Source organism: Actinomadura sp. 1N219 (assembly GCF_044326405.1).
GTDB lineage: Bacteria > Actinomycetota > Actinomycetes > Streptosporangiales > Streptosporangiaceae > Spirillospora.
The window spans coordinates 86,968-110,402 of record NZ_JBIRAY010000016.1 but is presented as its reverse complement, the minus strand read 5'-3'; the positions used below and the strand labels follow the sequence as shown (position 1 = coordinate 110,402).

Sequence of the window (23,435 nt, the reverse complement as noted above, 5' to 3'; positions counted from 1 at the left end):
ATGCCGGGCTGCTGCGGGGGCCGCGGCGGGTGCGGCTGCTGGGAGGGGGGCAGGAACGCCACAACAGCCAAGATTATCGTTGCTTCACGACATTCCGCCCTGACATTGCAGTGAGGAGACCGTCCAGGGCGCCGGAAGCCCGGGAATGACCCAGCGCATGGCAAGGTTGTGCGGTGAGAGGACGAAGACGTCCCGCCCTAACACGCGTCAGCACAGGAGCACCCACCGTGTCGTTGCCACCTCTGGTCGAGCCCGCAGCGGAGCTCACCCGCGACGAGGTCAACCGCTACTCGCGGCACCTGATCATCCCCGATGTGGGCATGTCCGGGCAGAAGCGCCTCAAGAACGCCAAAGTCCTGGTCGTGGGCGCGGGCGGCCTCGGCTCCCCCGCCCTCCTCTACCTCGCCGCCGCCGGCGTGGGGACGCTCGGCGTCATCGACTTCGACGTCGTGGACGAGTCCAACCTGCAGCGGCAGATCATCCACCGCCAGTCGTCGCTGGGCAAGCCGAAGGTGGAGTCGGCCGCCGAGACCGTCCGTGAGATCAACCCGCTGATCGACGTGGTCGTGCACAACACCGCGCTCGACCGCGACAACATCATGGACATCTTCTCCGGCTACGACCTGATCGTGGACGGCACCGACAACTTCGCGACCCGCTACATGGTGAACGACGCCGCCGTCCTCCTGGGCAAGCCGTACGTCTGGGGTTCGATCTACCGCTTCGACGGCCAGGCGTCCGTGTTCTGGGCCGAGCACGGCCCGTGCTACCGCTGCCTCTACCCGGAGCCCCCGCCGCCCGGCATGGTCCCGTCCTGCGCCGAGGGCGGCGTCCTGGGCGTCCTTTGCGCGTCGATCGGCTCCATCCAGGTGAACGAGGCCATCAAGCTCCTCGCCGGCATCGGCGAGCCCCTCGTCGGCCGCCTGATGATCTACGACGCCCTGGAGATGTCGTACCGCTCGGTCAAGGTCCGCAAGGACCCGGAATGCCCCCTGTGCGGCAAGAACCCCACCCAGACCGAGCTCCTCGAAGACTACGAGGCGTTCTGCGGCGCCGTCTCCGACGAGGCCGCCGAGGCCGCGCAGGACTCCACGATCACCGTCCTCGACCTCAAGGCCATGCAGGACCGGGACGACGACATCTTCCTGGTGGACGTCCGCGAGCCCAACGAGTACGAGATCGTCTCGATCCCCGGCGCGACCCTCATCCCGAAGGGCGAGTTCCTGAACGGCTCGGCCTTGGAGCGCCTCCCGCAGGACAAGAAGATCGTCCTGCACTGCAAGTCGGGCGCCCGCTCCGCCGAGGCCCTGGCCGTGGTCAAGAACGCGGGCTTCTCGGACGCCGTCCACGTAGGCGGCGGCGTCCTGGCCTGGGTCAACCAGATAGACCCGTCCCAACCCACCTACTAAGCCAACCGAGGCCCCGAACCCACCACCACCGGGTTCGGGGCCTTCGCACACCCGACGGGACGACATGGCCGACGAGGACGTAATCCGCTCGTTCTACACAGCCCGCAGCAACGGCGATACCCAAACTCTCCGCGAACTGCTCGCCCCCGACGTCCGCTGGCACGAACCAGGCGACGAGGACTACTCAGGCACCCACCAGGGCCGCGAAACCGTAATCACGTTGCTGGACGACCTCCAGCGCGTAACCAACGGAACCTTCGCCCTAGAACCCACAGGCTTCCTAACCACCCACGAGCACGTAGTAGCGAAAATCCGCTGGTCGGCCCGACGCGGCGAAACCCGCGTCTCAGGCAACGAAATCGCGATCTACCGCATCACGGCCAGCAAGATCGCCGAAGCCTGGTTCCACGTAGACGGCTACGACCCCGAAGCCCTGACCGAGGTCTTCGCCCTCCGCTAGGACACCCAGACAAGCTCCGAACACAACCTCCGCGACGCGCTCTCCGGACTGATCCACCGACCGAACCCGCTGCCCCGCGCCGCGACGGTCGCCGCCGCCCCACCCGGCAACGCGATCCCGTACGCCACGACCTCCCGGACGACCTCGTCGTCCTCGTCAAGGTCCTCCCGAACCAGCATGAACAGCCGCGGCACCTCGCTCGTCCCCTCTCTCGCCGCGTGGTAGACAGGCATTAGTTCGGATTCGTGGACGTCATCCATCCGGGTGCTCCTCTCCGAGCGACGGCCGGGACGGACGCAGCCGCCAAGCATCGCACCGTCCCGGCCCTTCTCTGCTGCTGGTGTGACAGCTCCACAACCTCGCGGTCGCCCGAACTGCCCCATTTCTCCCGCTACTCTCTGCGAGATTACTGACACCATCGGTATACTCACACGCCTCGCCTGGTTCCACAAGATGTGGCGAGGACACAAGTTGTGGAGGATGATCACGATGGCCGCACCGCGCTGGGTAACGCTGCGCGCCCAATGGTTGGGCCAACAGCTGCGGCAGCTACGTGAGGCAAACGGCCTTCTAGTCAAGGATGTCGCCGAGTACCTGGAACGTGACCCCGGCACCGTGAGCCGTTACGAGACCGGTGTCTATCCGGTTCGCCACCCCGAATTGCTCAAGCTGCTGGACCTCTACGGAGTCTCCGACGAGCACCGCCGCTACACCCTGCTCAAGCTGAGCGAAGAGGTGTGGCAGAAGGGCTGGTGGGACGGCTACGCCCCCGACTTGGCGGACTGGTTCAGCGACTACATCTGGCTGGAGTCGCGCGCCGACGCCATCCAGATGTTCGACAACGTCTTGATGCCCGGGCTGCTCCAAACCGAGGACTACGGCCGGACAGCGATAACCACCGCTTCCTGGGACGGCACACCTGAGTACGTCCGCCGGATGCTGGAGGTGCGGATGACCCGGAAGGCGGTCCTCGCACAGCCCGAACCACCCCACCTGACGGTGATCCTGGACGAGGCGGTCCTACGTCGCCCGGTCGGCGGCCCGGCCATCTTCGCCGCCCAACTGCGACACGTGCTCGACTGTGCGGCCCGGCCGAACATCGAGGTCAGAGTCCTGCCCTTCAGTGCAGGAGTCCACCCCAGTCCGACCGGCGCCTTCAAGATCTTCACGATGCCCGACCCGTTCCCGCTCATCGCCCACGCCGAAACACCGCAGGGCAGCGTCTACATCGAATCCCCCAATTGCACCCGCCTGGTCGAGACATACGATCGACTACAGGCACTGACGATCGACCCAGACGAGTCGACTCGGTTGATCTCGTCTCTGGCGGAGGAGTTGCAATGAGCAAGAGAAAGGCGCGCGAGGCCCTGAGCCCGTCCGACCGGGAACGCGTCGCCTGGCGCATCAGCACTTTCAGCGACAACGGCGGCGGCAACTGCGTAGAAGCAGGCCCCCTCACAGACGGCACCGACCGCGTGGCCGTCCGCCACAGCCGCCGCCCCGACGCCGAAGCCATCGTCTACACCCGCGCTGAATGGGAAGCTTTCCTAGCAGGCGTCCGCAACAACGAATTCGACTTCTTCGCCAAGTAGGCGCCATGGACGCCTCTGCCCAGGGCCGCAGGCGCGGCATCGGCAGATCCGTGAACCTGATTATTGCACGCCTGAAAGCCTCGTGCTCATACGTACGACCATACGGCGCGATAGTATCTCAGATCATTCGTGTGCACTATCGCGGCGTCACGCCCAAAGTGTTCGAGGGCTTCGTTGACGAGCCGATCGCCCTCGGCGCGTGCGGCTTCAGTTTCGTACGTGCCGTCAGGAATGAAGATCTCCGGCGTCCGCTCACCTCCGAGCGCCATTCGAATGCGATCGACCATACCGTCCGGAATACTGGAGAGAAGGTAGAGAAGGTCATCGGATCCGTCGGTATTCTCCCTGGAACCGATGACTCGGAAGTGCCACTCGGAAGGGGGGTGAGAAAGTGCGACGACCCCCTCTCGGGCATGGTCATACCATTCGAATATCACCATCGCGCGGAGGGAAATCTCATCCTCCCGCGTACTGGCCAGAGTCTGGGCTCGTCTAGTCATCTTCTGCTGCGTCCAAATAGCTGGTTGAACGACCGCGCCGCGTCTGAGGTCACAGGCTTCGGTAGGACCAACGTATGATGATTGGGGTCATTCCTCGTAGGAGTATGGACCACGTCGAACCCTGCCGCCTTGATCTGTCCGCGTGTCGCCGTCACCGCGTCTTCCGGGTTTCTGGACAATCTGGCGTTTGACTCGGGTGTAGTGACCGACACGCCATGTGGAAACCTGCCGCTCGGATGGTCTCCGGCAGCTTGAGCTTGACTGGAAAGTCTCCCCGTGCTCTCCCAACTAGTCCCTCTTCGGACGAAGACGTCATCATCGCTGGGACCGGTCGACTGACTGCTCGTCGACTGGCTGCCACTGTAGTTCTGGGGAGTGAGACCAAGGGGGTCAAGCCAGGTGGTGGGGTTGGAAACGTACGCGTGGGGGTTCGGTTGGGGCTCCACGCCCAGGGGGTCTGGGGCGGTGTATCCGGCCGCCACCGGATCGTAGTAGCGGTGATAGTTGTAGTGAAGGCCGGTTTCGGCGTCGTGGTACTGGCCCGGCAGGCGCAGGGGGCAGGGCGGTGGACGGTCCGGATTGCTCGCGCCCCAGATGGTCAGGGCGGTGGAGATGACAGCGCCGGTCGGGTCGATGAGTTCGGTGGGTGTGCCGACCAGGTCGGTGATGATGGCGTGGAACTGCTGATCGATCCACTCTTGGGGCGCGGTGGCGGCGGGTTGGCGTCCGGTTTGTGTGAGGGGCGTGTGGGTGTCGGGCTGGTAAGTCCAGGTGGTGATGCGGGGGACGTGGTCTTGGGTGTGGATGTGGTGGGTTTGTTCGGCTAGGCGGGTGCCGTCCCAGGCGTAGGTGTAGGTCTGCAGGAGGGTGGTGCCGTCGGGGGCGTACTGGTGTTTGGCGATGCGGCGGCCGAGGGGGTCGTAGTGGTAGCGCCAGTGAGAGCCGCCAGGGGTTTGAGCGGTGGTGAGGCGGTCGTCGGCGTCCCAATGGAATCGCCAGACGCGGCGTTGGCCGGAGAGAGTGACGCGCTCGCGCAGGATGACACGACCCTGGGCGTCGTGTTCGTAGCGAGTGCGTCCGGCGCGGCGGATGAGGGTGCCCCTGTATTCGCGGACCCTGGGATCGCTCCGGTCGTCGGCTGCCGAGTGGTCGGCACGGGTGAGATTGCCCGCGGCGTCGTAGGCGTAGCGCTCCGTCCAGCCTTGGGCTGTGACAGCGGTGATGCGACCAAGGGGGTCGAGCGTAAAGTCGCGGTCGCCGGAGAGCCGGTCGGTCAGGCCGGTGAGGTTGCCGTCGGGACGGTAGGCGTAGGTGCGATGCTGCAGCAGCCGGGCCTGGTCTGTGTCGGGCGTGGGAGCGCCCCAGAGGGTTTGGGCGGTGAGACGGCCGTTGGCGTCCCACTCCTGAGACAGAGCGGTGGTTGCGCCGATGCGGCGGCCTGTCTCGCGTCCGGCGGGATCGTGGGAGAAGGTGAGGGTGTGGCCCCCGGTGGTGAGCCGGGTGGGAAGGCCGGTGGGGGCGTAGGCCCAGGCGGCCTCGGCACCCGACGGAGTGCGGCGTGTGAGGACGCGACCCAGAGGGTCGCGGGCGTAGGCGGTGGTGGTCCCGTTGACGGTCTCGGCAGTGATGCGGCCGACCGGGTCGCGGTATAGCCGAAGGTCGACGTCCGGGGCAGCGGCGTGGACGAGGTGGCCCATCGAGTCGTAGGTGTAGGCGGTGACCTGGTCGCCCTTGTTCTTTTCGAGGACGTTGTCGAATGGATCGCGCGTGTAGGTGACCGTCTGGCCCGCGCCGTTGGTGCGAGCGACCAGGCGTCCGGCGGCATCGCGACCGTAGGTGACGGTGCGGCCGTTGAAGTCGGTCTCGCTGGTCAACCGCCCGGCCTCGTCGTAGGTGTAGGTCCAGGACAGGCCAACGTCATTGGTGACGGCGGCGAGCCGACACTCGGCGTCGTGGGTGAAGGCCAGGGACGATCCGTCTGGACGTGTCAACACGGAAGGCACGTCCAGGGGTCCGTACTCCGTGCGGGTGGTCTGCCCGTTCGGGTCGATGTGCTCGGCCATGTTGCCTTCACCGTCGTAGCGCCACCGCTCGGTCGTCCCGTCCGGTCGCGTAATCGACGCGGGCCGTCCTTCGACGGTCCAGGTGAGCGTGGTGCGCGCGCCGGTCGGGTCGGTGTAGGCGGTCAGCCGGCCGAGCGCGTCGTAGGTGCGGTGGGAGGCGGCGCCGGTCGGATCGGTGATCGTGATCGGCAGTCCGGCGTCGTTGAGCTCGGCCCGGGTGGTGTGGGCGAGCGCGTCGGTGACCGACAGGAGGCCGCCGCGCTCGTCGTAGGTGAAGGCCGTGACCGCCCCGGCGGGGTCGGTCTCGGCGGTGACATTGCCGCGCTCGTCATACCGCCAGTGCCATTGAGACCCGTCCGGCCGGACCCGGCGGACGGGCGCGTTCAGCTCGTTGAACTCGGTCGTGCTGGAGGCGCCGTCAGGGTAGGCGATGCCGGTGAGGTTGCCGCGATCGTCGTAGGTGAAGCGGGTGGTGTGCCCGAGCGGATCGGTGCGCGAGAGGAGGCGGTCGTACTCGTCCCATTCGGAGCGGGTGACGTTGCCGAGCGGATCGGTTTCCTCGACGATCTGGTCGAGCTCGTTGTACCGATGTGTGGTGGTGTGGCCCAGGGCGTCGGTGACCAGGGTGCGGTGGTTGTCGCGGTCGAAGTTGAACGTCGCGTTCAGGCGGCCCTCGGAGCCCTCCCCGCGGAAAGCGCGGCCCTGCTCGTCGTAGGTGTAGCGATACCAGTGCCCGTTACGGTCCACCCAATCGGTAAGCCGGTGTTCGTCGTCATAGCTGAAGCGCTGTGGAACGTTCGAGGAGTCGTAGACCTCGGTCAAGTCACCAGCGTCGTCGTAGCCGAACCGGACCAGGACCGTCCCGTCCGGGGTGCGCAGCGCGGTGATGCGGCGGTCGCTGGTATCGGTCGGGGCGGTGTCGACCAGAATTCGGTAGCCGCCCGAATGGCGCACCTCGGTCAGGATCTGGTCCTCGTACACCAGGTCGATGCGGTTGCCGTTCCGGTCGGTGATGGCCGTCAGCGGCAGCCGCGACCAGCCCGTCTCCTCACCCGGCGGCGGGAAATGCAGTGTGCGTCCCGAATACGGGTCGGCGAGGACGTAACCGCCGTCGGAGGTGAGGGTCAATGGATGGCGTGGCCCGGCGCTCGGCATGAACGCGACGTTCGGCAGCAGGTATTGCGGATATGTGCGGACGGTCGCGTCCGCGCCGAGGAAATGCACGCCCTCGCTGTCGAGTTCGAGGGCCTGGTCGAGGGTGGAGCCCCAGGACGGGCCGAACCCGCCGCCCACCCGGTACGAGGAGATGTGCGTCCGCTCCAGAAGCAGCGGGAGGACGCCCGGTAGGGACACGTCCACCTGGGACAGCAGCACGTCCCCGGTGACGATGCTGATCGGGTCGCCGCCCTTGGGAGTCGACTCGGTGGGACGCGCCTGCGACTGCGGGTTTCCGTTCCGGCGGCCACCGTCACGGGGACGCCCTCGGCCGCCAGGGCCACGGCCGTTCGGCCTCGGGCCTCCCCCGCCACCACGTCCACGCCCCTTGGGGAGCCGGAAGAGGTCTCCGGCCATCCTCCCGAAAACACCACGGGCCGCCCCGCCGCCCCTACCGCCTCGCCGTCCACCGGGACCTCCGCGCCTACCCACGGGCAACAGCCGTCCGACGAGTTACCGACACAACAACCCCCAATAAACGCATCAGCGCAGGTGAGGTTAAATGGCAGCCAGATATCGCGGGGATGATCAGATGCTAACATCACCTTCAGACCGAAACCCAAAGGGACATTTCAAAATAAGGGTTTCGGACGTCAGGAATTGCCGTAGGCGAGGAAGGTCACCGTTGCGCGGCGGCCAATGCCGATCACGGCACAGTCAAGCATGTGCCCGGTGACCGGGCTCGATGTGAAGCCCTCGCAAATACCCCACATTGCTCCACCACCGAGCCTTGGGCTGCAGACAGCGGATGACGTTCTCAAGAACCGGACGGCGGTTTCTGGCGTCCATGGCCCGCAATCTGCACCAAAGGCCGTCTCCGTCGCACAGCGCTCACGTCAACGGAAACAGCGCTCCGGCCAACTCTTCGACAGTGCCCGGCCGTGTCGGTTCAGCATTTCGAAAAGGACCTCGGTCGAATGACGGGTCAAATATCACGGGATACAGGAGTTCGGCGGGAGACAGGTCGGGATCACTCCCGACCCGAACCCGAAGATACTGATGCTCATCGTTGCCCAACGGGGCGAGTAGCTCCCGAATTCGCCCTGCGGTACTCACGGCGGCGACGGTACCAGAGAACAAAGCGCTCCAGGCCGGCCTTTCCAGCCGCACCTTGCCGGTCGACTCGCTGCCCGAGTGCGCGCTCTGTTCCAGCAGGATCAGATCCGCGAGCCGTCCACGGAAGTGGGATCCGCCGGACGTCTCGGCGTTCGCCGAACGGCGGCAAGGGAGATCAGGAGGACGAGGGCGGATACGAGCGCCGGCAGAGCTTGCCTTGAGCGAGGAGGTCTCTGAAAGATCCGGGTGGCTGCCGCCGGTGGTGAGCGGAATTGTGCGGTCGGGAGGCTGGGGCGGGCTTCAGGAGATCAGGCGTGGGGTGTTCGCGAGGTGCGTCAGGAGGGTGGTCAGGGCTTGGATCGTGTCCTGGCCGTGTTTGGTGGTGAGAGTTTGTTCGTGGGTGCGGGCCAGGGATTCCAGGCGGGCCAGTTTGGTGCGGCCCAGGTCTGAGACGTGGACGGAGACTCGGCGGCGATCGCGGGACGACTGGGAGCGGTAAAGGTAGGCCGAGTCGGCCAAGGAGTCGACGATTCGGGTCAGGGTGGGGTGCGGGATTTCGACTATGACCGCTAGTTCGCCCATTGAGATGTCGTCGGCTCGGGCCAGGGTGCGCAGGACGCGCCATTGCTCGACGGACGTGTTCTCCTCGTCGAGGAAGGCGCTCAGGTCGCGGGCCAGGGCGCGTTGGGTGCGGGTGAGGAGGTCGACGAGTTCGGTGTTCGCCGTCCGGTCCAGAGCCGTGTCGTGTCGCTCGGCCACGCTTTGCCCTCCCTCGCCCGGCCGCCCTGCCGAGAGCATACTTGCCAGGTCATGGACGGTTCGGTGGTACTGCGGGACAGCGCGGAGCTGTTGGTCTCCGGGCCGGACGCCTCGGTGCTGCGGTTGGGGTTGCTGCTGCCGTTGTCCGGGCCGCTTGGGCTGACCGGGCCGTCCGGGCTGAGTGCCGCGTGGCTGGCGGCGTCCGAGGTCAACGCGGCCGGGCTCGGGGTCGAGCTGGTGCCGGTGGACGCCGGACGCGCCCCGGAAACGGTGGCGGCGGAGGCGCGGCTGCTGGCGGACGCGGGGCTGGTGGACGCCTTCGTCGGGTTTCACACGAGTGATGTGCATCAGGTGCTGGATGTTGCGTTGGGCGGGCGGGTTCCCTATGTATTCACGCCTCCGCATGAAGGGGGGTTGCGGAGAGAGGGTGTGGTGCTGCTCGGGGACGAGCCGGCGCGGCAGATCGGTCCGGCGGTGCGGTGGTTGAGTGAGCGGCTGAGGCTGCGGCGGTGGGCGTTGGTGGGGAACGACTACATCTGGCCGCGGTCGGTGCATCGGGCGGCCTCGCGGGTGGTTCGGGCGCTGGGTGCGGACGTGGTTTACGAGCGGCTTGTGCCGTTCCCGTGGACGGACGCGGAGGCGGGCTTTGAGCGGGTTGTGGAGGAGCTGCGGCAGACGGGCGCCGAGGCCGTGCTGCTGAGTTTGGTCGGGCGGGATCTCGCTGTTTTCAACCGGGTGTTTTCCGCGTCGCGGCTTGCGGGGCGGGTGGTGCGGCTGTCGGGGGCGCTGGAGGAGAACGTGCTGCTGGCCGGGGGTGGGGACGACACCGGGGAGCTGTATTCGGCGATGCGGTCGTTCGCCGGGCAGGGGGACGAGCGGCGGATCGCGCTGGCGGAGCGGCATCGGGCGGTTTTCGGGCCGAATGGTCCCGTGCTCGACGCCTACGCGGAGGGGTGTTACGACGGCGTCCATCTGCTGGTGGCGCTCGCCATCGGTGGTGTGCTGAGCGCGCGGCGGGCCGGCGCGGCGTCCGAGCGGCTCCTTGCGGGTGCCGAGGATTTGCAGGGCTGGGCGTGCGCGCCGCTGGGGCCGCCGCGGACGGGCGGCTATCTGGCCAGGGCGGACGGCCTCGACCTGACCGTGATCACCCGGCTCTGAGGTCTTTTGGCGTAAAAGCTTTTCATTTGAAAAGAATGATTCTAGGCTGCGCGCTGGATCCGCGGGGTTCCCGGCACTCCTCGCGGCGAAGGAGGACACCGTGACCGTCGAGGAAGCGCGGCCAGAAGGCCGAGAAGGTCCTGAGAGCATCGAGCGCTACGGCTACAAGCAGGAGCTGCGGCGGTCGCTCGGGTTCAAGGACCTGGTGGTCTACGGCCTGGTCTTCATGGTGCCGATCGCCCCGTTCGGGATCTTCGGCAGCGTCTTCCAGGGCTCGGGCGGCATGGTCGCGCTCGCGTACGCGGTCGGGATGCTGGTCATGCTGTTCACCGCGGCGTCGTACTGGCAGATGGCGCGGGCGTTCCCGATGGCCGGGTCCGTCTACACCTATGCCGGACGCGGCATCACCCAGCCGGTCGGTTTCCTCGCCGGGTGGATGATCTTCCTCGACTACGTGCTCGTGCCGGCGCTGCTGTACCTGATCGCGGGCGTGGCGATGAACTCGCTCGTGCCGGACGTCCCGGTGTGGCTCTGGCTCGTCGGCTTCGTCGTCCTCAACACGGCCGTCAACTTCTTCGGCATCGAGATGACCGCGCGGATCACCCGCATCATGCTGGTCGCCGAGCTGATCGTCCTGGCGATCTTCCTGGTGGTGGGCGTCGTGGCGCTGGCCCAGGGCAAGGGGCACGACGGCGGCAGCTTCACGCCGATCTTCAACGACGAGACGTTCTCGTGGAGCCTGGTGTTCGGGGCCGTGTCGATCGCGGTCCTGAGTTTTCTCGGGTTCGACGGCATTTCGACGCTGGCGGAGGAGAACCGCGAGTCCGCCCGCGCCATCGGACGGTCGATGGTGGCCGCGCTGCTGCTGGTCGGCGTGCTGTTCATCGTCCAGACCTGGGTGGCGTCGCTGCTGGTGGAGGACCCCGGCAAGCTGATCTCGGAGGGCGATCCCGAGGGCACCTCGTTCTACGACGCCGCCGACGTCGCGGGCGGGGTCTGGCTCGCCAAGCTCACCGCCGCGGCCACCGCGATCGCGTGGGGCTTCGCCAACTCGCTGGTCGCGCAGGCCGCGACGTCCCGGCTGCTGTACGCCATGGCGCGGGACCGGCAGTTGCCCGGCTTCCTCGCCAAGGTGGACGCCAAGCGGCAGGTGCCGGTGAACGCCACGCTGCTGGTCGCCGTCATCTCGCTGGCCCTCGGGCTCTACATGGAGCAGCGGGACGACGGCATCACGCTCCTCAGCTCGCTGGTCAACTTCGGCGCGATGACGGCATTCCTGACGCTGCACGTGTCGGTCGTCGTCCATTACGTGGTGCGGTCGAGAAGCCGGAACTGGTGGGCCCATCTGATCGTGCCGGTGGTCGGCTTCTGCTTCCTCGGCTACGTCGTCTACAACGCGGACGTCGCCGCGCAGGAGCTCGGGTTCATCTGGCTCGGCATCGGCGTCGTCGTGCTGATCGTGCTCCTGGCGATGCACCGCCGTCCGACGCTGGCGGGCATCGCGGGCGACGGCGACAAGGTCAAGGACGATGACGGGGGTAAGGAAGGCTGACCCCGCGACGCGGTCAGCGGCCGCGGAGGATGAGGCGTGCCAGGCGGCGGGGGCGTTTGCGGTGCCAGGCGGCGCGCTCGTTCGACTGCGGGAACGGCTCGTCCGGGACGGGGACGCCGAGGAACGCGCACAGCGGCTCCCAGCCCTCCGCGACGTCGAAGACCAGCAGCCGCCCGTCCGGGATCGCGGCCTTGACCTCGGCGATGTGCCGGTCGAAGACGTCGAGGACGTGGTCGCGGTCGTCGATGCGCCCGCCGAACACCCGGTCCATGACCGTCGCACGGGCCATGCGGGGATAGAGCGCGAAGTCCGGCGACCGCCGCCTGACCAGCCACCGGACGATCCTCCGCCGCAGCGGCAGCCGACGCCGTTCCGCCAGGGCGCGGGCGAAGATCGTGGACGCGACGCTGTCGTACCACCGCTCCGGATCGCGGACGGTCAGGACCACCTTCGCGTCCGGATAGTGGTCGGCGAGTTCCCGCCAGTAGGACGAGGCGGGCCAGTCCAGCGCCGACCGGTATCCGGCGAACACGTCGTCCCAGTCAGCCGCCTGCCCCTCGCCGATGTCGAGCCATTGCCGGACGCGGCGCGGCTCCGCGATGACGGCCGACATGTGGTAGCAGGGGCCGAAGTCGAGCCGTTCCAGGGCCGCCTTCAGGGAGGCGGTGCCCGTCCTGCCGAAACCCGCGCCGATCACCTTCATAGCGTCTCCATCCGAACGTTCTTCTGATCGGCCTCTGATCCTCGCCGCCTACATTTGCGATGGACGAACCGCATTGTGGGCGTAATCGAGGAGTCGGGCAATGAGTCTTTTTCCGGGGTCCCTTCTTGACGCGCTGCGCGAGTCGCCGGGCACGGCGGCGTTCGAGCATGCCGGACGGGTCGTCTCCCGGGGCGAGTTGCTGCAGCTCATCGGCATGCTGGCGACCGGTTTGAAGGACGCGGGGCTCGGTCCGGGCGACGGACTCGCGGTCCGCACGTCCGTCTCGCCGGAGGCGTTCGCCGCGCACATCGCCGCGCACGTGGTCGGCTGCCGCGTCGTCGGCGTCCGGCCGGGGTACGCCGCCGGGCAGCTCGCGCACGTGCTCGGAATGGACGTCGAGGCCCTCCTCGTCGATCCGGAGACCGCGTCGCCCGTTCTCCTGGAAGCCGCCGGTCCGATGCCCATCCTGTCGCTCGGCGGGACGGGCTACGGGGCGCGCAACCTCCTGGACGGCCCGGATACCGCGACGCTCGACATCACGGCCCGTCCCGACGACGTGGCCCTGCTGGCGTTCACCAGCGGCAGCACCGGACGTCCCAAAGGCTGCGCGGTCACCTACCGGGCGTTGAGCGAGCACTGGGCGTGGCAGCCGCGCGTCTGGGGCCCCGTCGCCGCCGGGTTCGCCGCGGCGTTCGAGCGGTACATGCTGTTCGGGACGCTGGCCAGCATGGTCGTGTTCGAGTTCGTCGCGCCGTGCCTGCTGGGCGGCGGCACCGCCGTGATCCCCGAGGACGACGGCCGCCCGCCGTTCCCGTACGCGATCGAGCGCTACGGGATCACCGGGTCGATCGTGACCGTCCCGCGCCTGGGGCAGATGCTCGACGTCCTGCGGAAGGACGGCGGCGACGTGAGCAGCCTCCGCGCGCTGATGGTGTCTGGGTCGCCGCTCGGCCCGCACCGGCTGGCGGAGGCGGTGGAGCGGCTCGGACCGGTCGTCTACAACGGGTACGGGCAGACGGAGGCGGGCTCGGTCTCGATGCTGACGCCCGCCGACATCGCCGCGGGCCGCCTGGCGTCGGTCGGACGTCCGCACCCGGGTGTCGAGATCAGCGTCCGGGACGACGACGGCGAGGAGATCGCCCAGGGGCGGACGGCTGAGATCCACGTCCGCAGCCCGTACATGATGACGCGCTATTGGAACGACCCAGACGAGAACCGCGACACGCTACGCGACGGCTGGGTCCGCACCCGCGACCTCGGCCATCTCGACGCGGACGGCCACCTCCACCTCGACGGACGCACCCGCGAAGCCGTGATGGTCAACGCGATGGTGGTGTACGCGGGCCCGATCGAGCGCGTGCTGGCCGGGCATCCGGACGTCGCCGAGGCGTACGTGGTCGGGGCCCCGGACGAGCGCACCGGCGAGGCCGTCCACGCCTTCATCATCCCGACGTCAGAACCATCTCCGGACGGCATCGCGTTGAAGGAGATGGCCGCGCTCGTCCAGGACGAGCTCGGCGAGGACAGCGTCCCGCAGACGATCACGGTCGTGGCCGCCGTGCCCGCCGACGCGAGCGGCAAGCCCGACAAGCGAGCACTCAGAGCCATCGTCCACGAGCACTGAGGGCCATCGTCCACGAGCGTTTCTGATCAACCTCTGAGATTCGCCGCCTTCACTTGGGTTGACCGTTCAATCACATCGTCGTCGTGGTGGAGGGTGTCGTGGCGAACCAACCCCTGGACTACCTGGTCATCGGTGCCGGGCCGGCCGGCCTGCAGCTGGGCTACCTCCTCAAGAAGGCCGGGCGGAGGTATCTGATCCTGGAGGCGGGTCCGGCGCCCGGCATGTTCTTCCGGACGTTCCCGCGCCACCGCCAGCTCATCTCCAGCAACAAGAAGCACACCGGGACGGACGACCCGGAGCTCAACCTGCGGATGGACTGGAACTCGCTGCTGTCCGACGACCCGGAATTGCTGTTCACCCGCTATAGCGACCGCTATTTCCCCGCCGCCGACGACATGGTCCGCTATCTCAGCGACTTCGCCGAGCGCTGCGAGCTCGACATCGCCTACAACACCCGGGCCGCGAGCATCACCAAGGACGGCCAGGGCCGCTTCCAGGTCATCGACGATCGGGGCGAGACCCGGACGGCCGAACGGCTGGTCATCGCGGCGGGCTTCACCCGCGCGAACGTCCCGCCGATTCCGGGCATCGAGACCGCCGACCTTTACGGCGACCATTCCACCGACCCGGCCGAGTACGTGGACAAGCGCGTCCTGATCCTGGGCAAGGGGAACTCGGCGTTCGAGACGGCGGAGAACCTGATCGAGTCGGCGGCGGTGATCCACGTGGCCGGGCCGCGCTCCCTCAGATTGGCGTGGCGGACGCATTTCGTCGGCCACCTGCGCGCCGTCAACAACAATTTCCTCGACACCTACCAGCTGAAGTCGCAGAACGCGATCCTGGACGGCGAGGTCCGCCGCATCGAGCGGCGGCCGGACGGCGGCTACCTCGCCACGGTCGCGTTCACCCGTGTGGACGAGGTCACCAAGGACATCCCGTACGACCGGGTGATCGTCTGCACGGGGTTCCGCGTGGACGCCTCGGTGTTCGGCGACGGCTGCCGTCCGGAGCTGACGATCAACGGCCGGTTCCCCGCGCTCACGCCCGCGTACGAGTCGGTGAACGTCCCCGGCCTGTTCTTCGCCGGGACGCTGACGCAGTCGCGCGACTTCAAGCACGGGACCAGCGGCTTCATCCACGGCTTCCGCTACGGCACGCGCGCGCTGCACCGCATCATGGAGCACCGCTACCACGCCGCGGAGTGGCCTGGTCAGAAGCTCGGCACCGACCCGAAGGAGCTCGCGGCGGCGGTGCTGGCCCGGGTCAACCGCAGCTCGGCGCTCTGGCAGCAGTTCGGCGTGCTCGCCGACATGATCGTCCTGGACGACGCGGGCGGCGCCCGCTACCTGGAGGAACTGCCCGCCGACTACCGGGACGCGCCCGTCTCCGCAGCGGGGCGCGGCGGGTTCTTCACGATCACGCTGGACTACGGGCCCGACCACGACAAGATCGACCCGTTCGACGTCTCGGTCGCGCGGATCAGCCAGAGCGACTCCGGCAACGCGCACGAGGGCCACTACCTGCATCCGATCGTCCGGCATCACCGGGACGGGGCGGTGACGGCCGTCCACCACGTCACCGAGAACCTGGAGAACGAGTGGACGTCCGAGGACGTCCACGCCGAGCCGCTGCGGGCCTTCTTCGCGCGGCAGACCGCGTCCACCCCGGTCTGACCATGCCGCCGTCAAGCCCCCGGCCGGGCAGCCTGCGGGAGTTCGAGGCCGCCGCCCGCGAGCGCCTCGATCCGGTGCACTACGACTACTTCGCGGGCGGCGCGGGCGACGAGGTCACGCTGCGCGCCAACGAGTCCGCGTTCGGACGGCTCGCACTGCTCCCCCGCGTCCTGCGCGGCGCGGAGAAGCCGGAGCTGGGCGTCACGCTGCCGGGCGGGAGCGCGTCCATGCCGGTGCTGGTGGCGCCGACCGCGTTCCACCGGCTCGCCGACCCCGAGGGCGAGCGGGCCACCGCCCGCGCGGCGGCCGCCGCAGAGACGATCATGATGGTGAGCATGGCCTCGACCGTGGCCGTCGAGGACGTGGCCGCCGCCGCGCCCGGGGCCCGGCTGTGGTTCCAGCTCTTCGTCCAGCCGGACATGGCGTTCACCGAGACGCTCGTCCGGCGGGCGGAGGCGGCCGGGTGCGGCGCGCTGGTCGTCACGGTCGACTCGCCGGTCCTCGGCACGCGCGGACGGGACGTGCGCAACGGATTCCACGACCTCCCCGACGGCCTGTGCTGCGAGAACATGCGCGACGGCGGGCGCGTCCGCCCGATCGAGTTCTCCCCCGCGATCTCCTGGGACCACATCGCGCGGCTCACCGGGATGACGTCCCTTCCGATCGTGCTCAAGGGCGTCCTGCACCCCTCCGACGCCCGGACGGCGCTCGACCACGGCGTGTCGGCGCTGATCGTCTCGAACCACGGCGGTCGGCAGCTCGACACGGTCCCGGCCACCGTCGACGTCCTGCCGGAGATCGTGGCCGCGGCCGGCGGCGCGGCGCCGGTGCTGCTGGACGGCGGGGTCCGGCGCGGCACCGACGTGCTGAAGGCGCTGGCGCTCGGCGCCGCCGCGGTCGCGGTCGGACGTCCGGTGGTCTGGGGCCTGGGCGCGGACGGCGAGAGGGGCGCCGTCCGCGTCCTGGAACTCCTGCGGGCGGAGGTCGAGGAGGCGCTGGCCCTGTGCGGGGTCGCGTCCGTCCACGACCTGGAGCCGGGCATGGTGCGGCGGCTGAGGCGGCCATGGTGACGGCGCTGATCGCGGTCGCGGCGGTGGCCGTCGTGCTGAGCCTGCCGTGGTGGCTGCCCGGCCGGATCGTGGCGCTGCGCGGACGCCTGTTCGCCCGCATCAACGGCGACGAGGGTATCGCCGTCCCCGGAGACCTGATCGGCGTGGAACGCTTCAGGGAGGTCTACGGGCACCCGGCGGCGGGCGGCCGGAGCAGGGGCGCCGCGCTGTCGGACCTGTTCTGGTACTGGCTGTCGCCGGGCGCGTACGTCCACCAGGAGCATCTGGAGGCGGGCGAGCGCTACGACGAGGTCGCCCGGACCACGCGGCGGTACCTCGCCGTCCCGCGCGCGGAGGCGGAGGAGCTGGCGCACCGCTGCGTCACCCGCGTCCTGCGCGAACAAGCCCCGCGCGGGGACGCGGCGCGGCTGGTGCGGCTGCGCGACCTGATGATGCCGGTCTGGGCCGAGTTCTACTACGAGCTGGTGTTCGGCGAGCCCTGCCCCCGGACGGCCCGCGACCTGATCGTCGGGAACGCGGACGACGTCGTCACCGCGCTGAAGTGCTGCGGGCTCCGCCACATGGGCCGCCGCCACCGCCTGACCCGCTACCTCGCCGGGCGGCTGGACGACGTCCGCCACCCCCTCCCGAACGGCCTGTCGGACGAGGAGCGCGCCTACTACCTGCAAGGGACGTTCTTCAACACGGCCGTCGTGCAGATGTCGGAGGCGATGGCGCACCTGCTGATGGTCCTCGCGCGGCACCCGGACGCGGCGGCGACCGCGCTCGCCGGCGACGACCGCGCCCTCGACGCGGTGATGCAGGAGGCGATGCGGCTCTACCCGCTGTTCGGCGTCGCGCACCGCATCACCACCGGCGACATCGACCTCGACGACGGGACGTCCATCCCCGAGGGCTCGGTGCTCTGCTTCGGATATCCCGAGTTCCACCGCGCCGGATTCGCCGACCCGGGCCGTTTCGACCCGGAAAGGTTCCACGACGGACCGGCCGCCAAGGACCTGAACCACATCCCGTTCGGCATCGCCGCGAACCGGCCCTGCCCGGCGTGGCGGCTCGCGCCGATCACGATGCGGGTCGCGGCGCGGGAGGTCCTGCGCCGGTACGCGCTCGCGTCGTCGGCCGCGCACACCAGGTCCATGCCCAACCGGGGGCCGTGCCTGCTCGTCCCCCGCCACGCCCCCCTCGCCCGCCGTCCCTGGACGCACCGGGCCGTGCTGCTGTTCATGTGGGCGCGGGACCGCGCCGAGGACGTGTGGCGCAGCCTCGTCCAGCTCGTCCTCGGCACCTACATGGTGTGGGACGCGCGCCGGCAGCGGCTCTGCGAACGCCATTTCGCCCAATTGGAGACCAGCCATGCTTCCTCTCACAGCTGCACCCGCTGAGGCACTCGCGGCGGCGCCCGTCGATCCGAACCTCGACCTTGCGCTGAAGGTGCTGCCCGCCCTCATCGTCATCCTGCTCGCCGCTGCCGTGTGCGGGCGGCTGGCGCGGACGGTCGGCCAGCCCCGCGTCCTCGGCGAGATGGTCGCCGGCGTCCTGCTGGGCCCGACGCTGTTCGGGCAGGTGTGGCCGGAGGCGCAGGAGAAGGTGTTCCCGGACGAGGTCGTCCCGATCCTCTACATCCTCAGCACCGTCGGGCTGACCCTCTACATGTTCCTCGTCGGCGCGGGCCTGGACCACGGCGCCCGGACGCAAGGCGAGGGGCGGCGCGCGGGCTTGCTGGCCCTGTCGGGGATGCTGCCGTCGATCGTGCTCGGCTTCACCGTCGGCGCGATCCTGTGGGGCACGCTCTCGCGCGACGACGTCGGCCGGTGGGAGTTCGCGCTGTTCGTCGGCGGCGCGCTGTCGCTGACCGCGTTCCCGATGCTGGCCCGGATCCTGTACGAGCGGGGTCTGGAGAACTCGCCGCTCGGACGGCTTTCGCTGCTGGCCGCGTCCATCGACGACGCGGCGGCGTGGTGCCTGCTCGCCGTCCTGTCGGCGTGGCATCTCGGCACGGGCTCGGGTTCGGCGCTGCGCACGATCGCGCTCGCGGCCGTGTTCGCGGCGGTGATGCTGCTGGTGGTCGCGCGGGCGCTGCGCCCGCTGGGACGGGAGGTCGCCAGGACGGGCACGCTCAGCGCGACCGGGCTGTACATCGTCGTGATCGTGCCGATGACGGCGGGCTGGATCACCGACTGGATCGGCGTGTACTCGGTGTTCGGCGGGTTCATCGCCGGGCTCGCCATGCCCCGCGACGCGGCGTTCCGCGAGGCCCTGCACGCCCGGATGATGGGCGTCGTCTCGACGCTGCTGCTGCCGGTGTTCTTCGCCTTCTCCGGCCTGAACACCGAGCTCGCCGGCATCACCGGCGGCACGATGCTGCTCGCCTTCCTCCTGATCATGACGGCGGGGTTCTGCGGGAAGTACTTCGGCTGCGCGTTCGCGATGCGCGGGCTCGGGTTCGGGTGGCGCGACTCCTACGCGGTCGGCGGGCTGATGAACGCACGCGGCCTGATGATCCTCATCTTCATCAACATCGGGCTGGCGCAGGGCATGATCACCCGGGAGCTGTTCGCGATGCTGGTGCTCGTCGCGGTGATCACGACCGCGGGCGCCGTGCCGCTCTACCGGCTGGCGCTGCCGGAGCGGCTGGAGCGCGAGCTCGTCCCGGACGAGAAGGAGCCCGCCGCGCAGGCCGCCTGACGGCCGGGGCGCACCCCCGAAGGCGCTCACCCCAAGACGAGCACAGGGCCTCTTCGGTTCAAATTTAAAGAAAATTGTCCAATACTGTCCGGACTCTGGTCGCCCGGCGGCGGTGGTGGGAGCGTTGGACCGTGGCCGATCCAACGGGCCCCGGCGACCCGCCACGCCGGCTGTTGATCGTCGAGGACGACCGCGAGCTCGCCCGGATGCTCGGCGGCCTGTTCGCCGAGCAGGGATACTCGGTCGACCTCGCGGCCGAGGGCCAGCGCGGGCTGCATCTCGGGCTGAGCCGGGACTACGACGCACTGATCATCGACCGCGGGCTGCCCGTGCTCGACGGCGTCGAGCTGCTGCGCCGCCTGCGCGGGCGGGGCATCACCGCGCCCGCGCTCGTGCTGACCGCGTACGGGTCGCTCGCCGACCGGGTCGCCGGGCTGGACGCGGGCGCCGAGGACTACCTCGTCAAGCCGTTCGAGATCGACGAGCTGCTCGCCCGCGTCCGGGCGCTGCACCGCCGGCATCTCGACCGGGCGCAGGTGCTGCCGCTCGGCGCGGGCCGGCTCGACCCGCGGTCCCGGCTCGTCAGCCTGCCGACCGGCGAGCACGTGGAGCTGTCCGGACGCGAGGCGCGGCTGCTGATGGCGCTGGCGACCCGTCCCGCCCAGGTGCACACCCGCGCCTCGCTGCGGCAGCGGGTGTTCGACGAGGCCAGGACGGAGTCGATCGTGGACACCTACGTCTACTACCTGCGCGTCAAGCTCGGCGCGGACGTCGTCCGCACCGTGCGGGGCGTGGGCTACCGCCTGGGCAAGCTGTGAACGGGCACGCCGTGAAGGGCCGGCTCGCGCGGAGGCGGGACGCGAACCGGCCGGTTCTCGATCCGGACCGGCGGCTGCTGGCCAGGGCCCGCCGCCGCGTCGCCGTCCAGCTCGCGGCGGCCGCCGTCCTGCCGCTCACCGCCCTCGGCGCGATCGCCTACCGCCGGGCCGCGGCGGCCCGCCTCGACGCCGCGGCCCGGCGCAGGCTCCGCCGGAGACTCGCCGCCGCGGAGGCCGCGGGCCTGCCCGTCGCGCTGCTGGCCGGGCACGCGATCGCCCGCCGGACGTTCGCGCCCCTGGAGGACGCCCTCGCCCGCCGCCGCCGGTTCGCCGCGGACGTCGGCCACGAGCTGCGCGCCCCGCTGACCCGCCTGCACACCCGCGCGCAGCTCGCCGCGCGCCGCCTGCGGGCCGGGACGGACGCCGCCGCCGACGTCGACCGGCTCGTCACCGGCACCCGCCAGCTCGGCGAGATCGTCGAGGACGTGCTGGTCTCGGCCCGGCTCGGCCGCTGCCCGGCCGGGCTCGCCCCGGTCGACCTCGGCGCGCTCGCCGGCGAGCTGGCGGCGGCCGAGTCGGCCCGCGCGCTGGAGCGCGGCGTGACGATCGACGTCGGCCGGGACGGCGGGCGGCTCGTCGTCCGGGGATCGGAGCCGGCGCTGCGGCGAGTGCTGTCCGCGCTGGTCGACAACGCGCTCCGGCACACGCCTTCGGGCGGCCGGGTCCAGGTGACGGTGCGCCGCACGCGAGCGGCGGTGGAGCTGACCGTCCGCGACGACGGCGACGGCTTCGACCCGCGGGACGCCGAGCGCCTGTTCCGCCGCTCCGCCGACCGCCCGCCGTCGGACGGCCCGTCCGACGGCTCGGCCGGATTCGGCCTCGGCCTCGCCCTCGCCCGCGAGGTCGTGGACGGCCACGGCGGCACCATCAGCGCGGACGGCCGTCCGGGGGCCGGCGCGGTGTTCACCGTCCGCCTCCCGGCCGCGCCGCACGGGTTTTCGTAAACCGCTTGTGATCTCCCTCACCCGCCGGGACACTGAATTCAATTCCACTCCCCCGCGCCGTTTCGCGCATTTCTCGTTCACGCATTTCTTGGAGGCATCATGTCCGCGCAGGTGATCACCGATGCGGAGGAGGCGCTCGGGCATCTGGAGCACCTCACCGCCGAGCTGCGCTCCCGCGGCTGGACGGTCGAGGTGGCCGCACCGCACGACCGCCGTCCGTCCGCGATCGTCGCGGACCCGCGGACGCCGGCCCTGAACGAGAGCGTCATCGCCACCCCGGAGCGGCCGGACGGCGGCTGGTCCTACTTCTACGCCTGGGGCGAGCGGATCGCCTCCTGCGCCGACCCGGCGGCCGCCGCGGCCGCGCTCGGGCGCGTCCTCGCCGCCCGCCGCGACAACTGATCCGCTCGTCGCACCGGCACGGCCTCTCGCAGACGGGCGGGGTGAGATCCCCCGCCCGGCGGGCATGATCGTGAGTCACCGATCAGCGCTCCCGCAAGACTCCCGCAACCCGGAGAGGATCGTCATGCGACCATCCGTCCGCGCCGCCGTCCCGCTGGCGGCGGCAGGCGCCGCGCTCGTCACGCTCGCCGCCCCCGCCCTGTCGGACGCGGGCCTGGACAAGATCGAGGTCGACGGCCCGACCTACGTCTACGACCAGGCGTTCAAGGACGTCAAGACCAAGATCACCGTCATCCGCGACGAGAACACGACGAGCGTGCTCCTGCGGGCGACCGGATTCCCGGCGGCGGCCGCCGGGAAGGTGTTCGGCGTCCACGTGCACGTGAACCCGTGCGGGCCCAAGGGCGAGGACGCCGGGCCGCACTACATGAACCCCGACGGCTCGCACGACCTGCCGATGGAGCAGATGGAGATCTGGCTCGACGTCACGGTCGCCAAGGACGGCACCGGCCACTCCGGCGACATCGTCCCGTGGCGGGTCGCCGAGAAGGCGGCCGGCTCGGTCATCGTCCACGCCCAGCCCACCGACCCCGCCACCGGCGGCGCGGGCGCGCGGAACCTCTGCACCACGGTGCCCTTCTGATTCTGAGGAACGGCGCCCTTCCGAGGACTCGCGGCCGCGAGGAGGGGCCTGCGGCGGGTCAGGCCGACTTGCGGCCGCGGCCCTTCGCGGGCTCCTTCTTCGTCCCGGACCCCGACCCGGACCCCGACTTCGAGGACGACGACTTCCGCGCCGCGGGCTTCTTCTCCGCCGACCCGGCCGCCTTCCCCTCCTTCTCGCCGCGGCTCTTCTTCGCCGCCTCGACGCTGGCGCGCAGCGCGCTGAGCAGGTCGGCCGCGGGCTCCTCCGCGGCCTCCTCGGCCGGACGGGCCACCTCCCGGCCCTCGACCTTGGCGTCGATCACCGCCTGGAGCGCCTCCCGGTAGGCGTCCTTGTACTCCGACGGGTCGAACTCGCCCTCCATCGACTCGATCAGCGAGGTCGCCATCGAAAGCTCCTGCTTGCGGACCTCGATGTCCTCGTCCAGGAACGCGAAGTCGGGGGTGCGGACCTCGTCCGGCCAGAGCATGGTCTCCAGCACGAACACGCCCTCCCGCACCCGCAGCGTCGCCAGCGACTCCCGCTGCCGGATCGCGATCTTGACGATCGCGACCTGCCCCGAGCTCTCCAGCGCGTCCCGCAGCAGCACGTACGGCTTCGCGCCCTGGGCGTCGGGCTCCAGGTAGTACGACTTCGCGAAGTAGATCGGGTCGACCTCCTCCTGCTCCACGAACTGCAGGACGTCGATCCGGCGGCTGGACGACAGCGGCAGCTCGGCGAAGTCGTCGTCGGTGAGCACGACCATCTCCCCGCTCGGCAGCTCGTACCCCTTCGCGATGTCGGAGTACGGCACCTCCTCGCCGTCGGCCGTGCACACCCGCTTGTACTTGATGCGCGCCCCGTCCTCCCTGTGCACCTGGTGGAAGCTGACGTCCCGCTGCTCGGTCGCCGAATACAGCTTCACCGGTATCGTCACCAGCCCGAACGAGATGGCGCCCTTCCAGATACTGCGCATGACCAGTCCTTACCCAGTGCGTTCAGGCCCCTAGCCTCGCAATCGCGTTCGATTTGCGCCACATCAGACCCTTGAT

21 protein-coding genes and 1 pseudogene are annotated in these 23,435 nt (G+C 69.7%); 15 read left to right on the top strand and 7 right to left on the bottom strand.

The window, feature by feature from the left end; translation table 11 throughout:
* Positions 1-227 precede the first annotated feature (227 nt).
* Positions 228-1,409, top strand: coding sequence for an adenylyltransferase/sulfurtransferase MoeZ (gene moeZ / locus ACH35V_RS36045; protein WP_395979349.1), 1,182 nt, complete (start codon positions 228-230; stop codon positions 1,407-1,409).
* A gap of 64 nt (positions 1,410-1,473) precedes the next feature.
* Positions 1,474-1,869 (top strand): nuclear transport factor 2 family protein, encoded by a 396-nt coding sequence (locus ACH35V_RS36040; protein ID WP_395979348.1) that lies wholly within the window; start codon positions 1,474-1,476, stop codon positions 1,867-1,869.
* Here ACH35V_RS36040 and ACH35V_RS36035 read toward each other — a convergent pair.
* A complete protein-coding gene (locus ACH35V_RS36035) occupies positions 1,866-2,129 on the bottom strand; it encodes a hypothetical protein (protein ID WP_395979347.1) in 264 nt (87 codons plus the stop codon). The two genes, ACH35V_RS36040 and ACH35V_RS36035, sit on opposite strands and share 4 nt — an antisense overlap.
* Before the next feature lie 220 nt (positions 2,130-2,349).
* Between ACH35V_RS36035 and ACH35V_RS36030 the strand changes: the two genes are divergently transcribed.
* Positions 2,350-3,213 (top strand): helix-turn-helix domain-containing protein, encoded by an 864-nt coding sequence (locus ACH35V_RS36030; RefSeq protein WP_395979346.1) that lies wholly within the window; start codon positions 2,350-2,352, stop codon positions 3,211-3,213.
* A complete protein-coding gene (locus tag ACH35V_RS36025) occupies positions 3,210-3,461 on the top strand; it encodes a DUF397 domain-containing protein (protein WP_395979345.1) in 252 nt (83 codons plus the stop codon). Before ACH35V_RS36030 ends, ACH35V_RS36025 begins: the two co-directional genes overlap by 4 nt.
* Before the next feature lie 86 nt (positions 3,462-3,547).
* Here ACH35V_RS36025 and ACH35V_RS36020 read toward each other — a convergent pair whose 3' ends face one another.
* The 4 genes and pseudogenes from ACH35V_RS36020 to ACH35V_RS36005 form a co-directional block, all read right to left on the bottom strand.
* Positions 3,548-3,901, bottom strand: coding sequence for a hypothetical protein (locus ACH35V_RS36020; RefSeq protein ID WP_395979344.1), 354 nt, complete (start codon positions 3,899-3,901; stop codon positions 3,548-3,550).
* A gap of 56 nt (positions 3,902-3,957) precedes the next feature.
* Positions 3,958-7,179, bottom strand: a complete 3,222-nt coding sequence (locus tag ACH35V_RS36015; protein ID WP_395979385.1) for an RHS repeat-associated core domain-containing protein — start codon at positions 7,177-7,179, stop codon at positions 3,958-3,960.
* Positions 7,180-7,272: 93 nt separating this feature from the next.
* Positions 7,273-7,596 (bottom strand): annotated as a pseudogene (locus ACH35V_RS36010) (DUF6531 domain-containing protein); the annotation flags it as partial.
* A gap of 999 nt (positions 7,597-8,595) precedes the next feature.
* Complete coding sequence (locus ACH35V_RS36005; protein ID WP_395979343.1) at positions 8,596-9,054, bottom strand: MarR family winged helix-turn-helix transcriptional regulator; 459 nt, start codon at positions 9,052-9,054, stop codon at positions 8,596-8,598.
* Positions 9,055-9,105: 51 nt separating this feature from the next.
* Here ACH35V_RS36005 and ACH35V_RS36000 point away from each other — a divergent pair, with 51 nt between their 5' ends.
* Positions 9,106-10,212, top strand: coding sequence for an ABC transporter substrate-binding protein (locus ACH35V_RS36000; RefSeq protein ID WP_395979342.1), 1,107 nt, complete (start codon positions 9,106-9,108; stop codon positions 10,210-10,212).
* Positions 10,213-10,312: 100 nt separating this feature from the next.
* Positions 10,313-11,764: an APC family permease gene (locus ACH35V_RS35995; protein WP_395979341.1), complete on the top strand. Its 1,452-nt coding sequence runs from the start codon at positions 10,313-10,315 to the stop codon at positions 11,762-11,764.
* A 13-nt stretch (positions 11,765-11,777) separates the two neighbouring features.
* Here the strand turns inward: ACH35V_RS35995 and ACH35V_RS35990 are convergent, their stop codons facing one another.
* Positions 11,778-12,467, bottom strand: a complete 690-nt coding sequence (locus ACH35V_RS35990) for a sulfotransferase family protein (RefSeq protein ID WP_395979340.1) — start codon at positions 12,465-12,467, stop codon at positions 11,778-11,780.
* 100 nt (positions 12,468-12,567) lie between these two features.
* Between ACH35V_RS35990 and ACH35V_RS35985 the strand changes: the two genes are divergently transcribed.
* The 9 genes from ACH35V_RS35985 to ACH35V_RS35945 all read left to right on the top strand — a co-directional run bounded on the left by ACH35V_RS35985 (position 12,568) and on the right by ACH35V_RS35945 (position 22,386).
* Positions 12,568-14,091, top strand: a complete 1,524-nt coding sequence (locus ACH35V_RS35985) for a class I adenylate-forming enzyme family protein (protein ID WP_395979339.1) — start codon at positions 12,568-12,570, stop codon at positions 14,089-14,091.
* Positions 14,092-14,189: 98 nt separating this feature from the next.
* Positions 14,190-15,764 (top strand): NAD(P)-binding domain-containing protein, encoded by a 1,575-nt coding sequence (locus ACH35V_RS35980; RefSeq protein ID WP_395979338.1) that lies wholly within the window; start codon positions 14,190-14,192, stop codon positions 15,762-15,764.
* Positions 15,765-15,766: 2 nt separating this feature from the next.
* A complete protein-coding gene (locus tag ACH35V_RS35975; protein ID WP_395979337.1) occupies positions 15,767-16,834 on the top strand; it encodes an alpha-hydroxy acid oxidase in 1,068 nt (355 codons plus the stop codon).
* Entirely contained in the window at positions 16,828-18,216 is a 1,389-nt protein-coding gene (locus ACH35V_RS35970; RefSeq protein ID WP_395979336.1) for a cytochrome P450, read from the top strand. The genes ACH35V_RS35975 and ACH35V_RS35970 overlap by 7 nt, the downstream gene beginning before the upstream one ends.
* On the top strand, positions 18,188-19,519 hold the full coding sequence (locus ACH35V_RS35965; protein WP_395979335.1) for a cation:proton antiporter: 1,332 nt from the start codon (positions 18,188-18,190) through the stop codon (positions 19,517-19,519). Before ACH35V_RS35970 ends, ACH35V_RS35965 begins: the two co-directional genes overlap by 29 nt.
* Positions 19,520-19,650: 131 nt before the next feature.
* Positions 19,651-20,337: a response regulator transcription factor gene (locus ACH35V_RS35960; protein ID WP_395979334.1), complete on the top strand. Its 687-nt coding sequence runs from the start codon at positions 19,651-19,653 to the stop codon at positions 20,335-20,337.
* Between the two features lie 11 nt (positions 20,338-20,348).
* The gene (locus ACH35V_RS35955; RefSeq protein ID WP_395979333.1) at positions 20,349-21,341 is read left to right on the top strand and encodes a sensor histidine kinase; all 993 of its coding nucleotides are present in this window, start codon (positions 20,349-20,351) and stop codon (positions 21,339-21,341) included.
* 99 nt (positions 21,342-21,440) lie between these two features.
* Positions 21,441-21,743 carry a hypothetical protein gene (locus tag ACH35V_RS35950; protein WP_395979332.1) on the top strand — a complete coding sequence of 101 codons (303 nt, stop codon included), beginning with the start codon at positions 21,441-21,443 and terminating at the stop codon, positions 21,741-21,743.
* 124 nt (positions 21,744-21,867) lie between these two features.
* On the top strand, positions 21,868-22,386 hold the full coding sequence (locus tag ACH35V_RS35945) for a hypothetical protein (RefSeq protein WP_395979331.1): 519 nt from the start codon (positions 21,868-21,870) through the stop codon (positions 22,384-22,386).
* 58 nt (positions 22,387-22,444) lie between these two features.
* On the opposite strand, the gene ACH35V_RS35940 is transcribed toward ACH35V_RS35945, so the two are convergent.
* Entirely contained in the window at positions 22,445-23,359 is a 915-nt protein-coding gene (locus tag ACH35V_RS35940) for a Ku protein (protein WP_395979330.1), read from the bottom strand.
* Positions 23,360-23,435: the final 76 nt, after the last annotated feature.

Bases quoted from the DNA above. Each gene is read 5' to 3' on its own strand.
- ACH35V_RS36040 (WP_395979348.1), top strand. From the start codon at position 1,474: ATGGCCGACGAGGACGTAATCCGCTCGTTCTACACAGCCCGCAGCAAC.
- ACH35V_RS36035 (WP_395979347.1), bottom strand. From the start codon at position 2,129: ATGGATGACGTCCACGAATCCGAACTAATGCCTGTCTACCACGCGGCG.
- ACH35V_RS36030 (WP_395979346.1), top strand. From the start codon at position 2,350: ATGATCACGATGGCCGCACCGCGCTGGGTAACGCTGCGCGCCCAATGG.
- ACH35V_RS36025 (WP_395979345.1), top strand. From the start codon at position 3,210: ATGAGCAAGAGAAAGGCGCGCGAGGCCCTGAGCCCGTCCGACCGGGAA.
- ACH35V_RS36020 (WP_395979344.1), bottom strand. From the start codon at position 3,901: ATGGTGATATTCGAATGGTATGACCATGCCCGAGAGGGGGTCGTCGCA.
- ACH35V_RS36015 (WP_395979385.1), bottom strand. From the start codon at position 7,179: ATGCCGAGCGCCGGGCCACGCCATCCATTGACCCTCACCTCCGACGGC.
- ACH35V_RS36000 (WP_395979342.1), top strand. From the start codon at position 9,106: ATGGACGGTTCGGTGGTACTGCGGGACAGCGCGGAGCTGTTGGTCTCC.
- ACH35V_RS35990 (WP_395979340.1), bottom strand. From the start codon at position 12,467: ATGAAGGTGATCGGCGCGGGTTTCGGCAGGACGGGCACCGCCTCCCTG.
- ACH35V_RS35985 (WP_395979339.1), top strand. From the start codon at position 12,568: ATGAGTCTTTTTCCGGGGTCCCTTCTTGACGCGCTGCGCGAGTCGCCG.
- ACH35V_RS35975 (WP_395979337.1), top strand. From the start codon at position 15,767: ATGCCGCCGTCAAGCCCCCGGCCGGGCAGCCTGCGGGAGTTCGAGGCC.
- ACH35V_RS35970 (WP_395979336.1), top strand. From the start codon at position 16,828: ATGGTGACGGCGCTGATCGCGGTCGCGGCGGTGGCCGTCGTGCTGAGC.
- ACH35V_RS35965 (WP_395979335.1), top strand. From the start codon at position 18,188: ATGCTTCCTCTCACAGCTGCACCCGCTGAGGCACTCGCGGCGGCGCCC.
- ACH35V_RS35950 (WP_395979332.1), top strand. From the start codon at position 21,441: ATGTCCGCGCAGGTGATCACCGATGCGGAGGAGGCGCTCGGGCATCTG.
- ACH35V_RS35945 (WP_395979331.1), top strand. From the start codon at position 21,868: ATGCGACCATCCGTCCGCGCCGCCGTCCCGCTGGCGGCGGCAGGCGCC.
- ACH35V_RS35940 (WP_395979330.1), bottom strand. From the start codon at position 23,359: ATGCGCAGTATCTGGAAGGGCGCCATCTCGTTCGGGCTGGTGACGATA.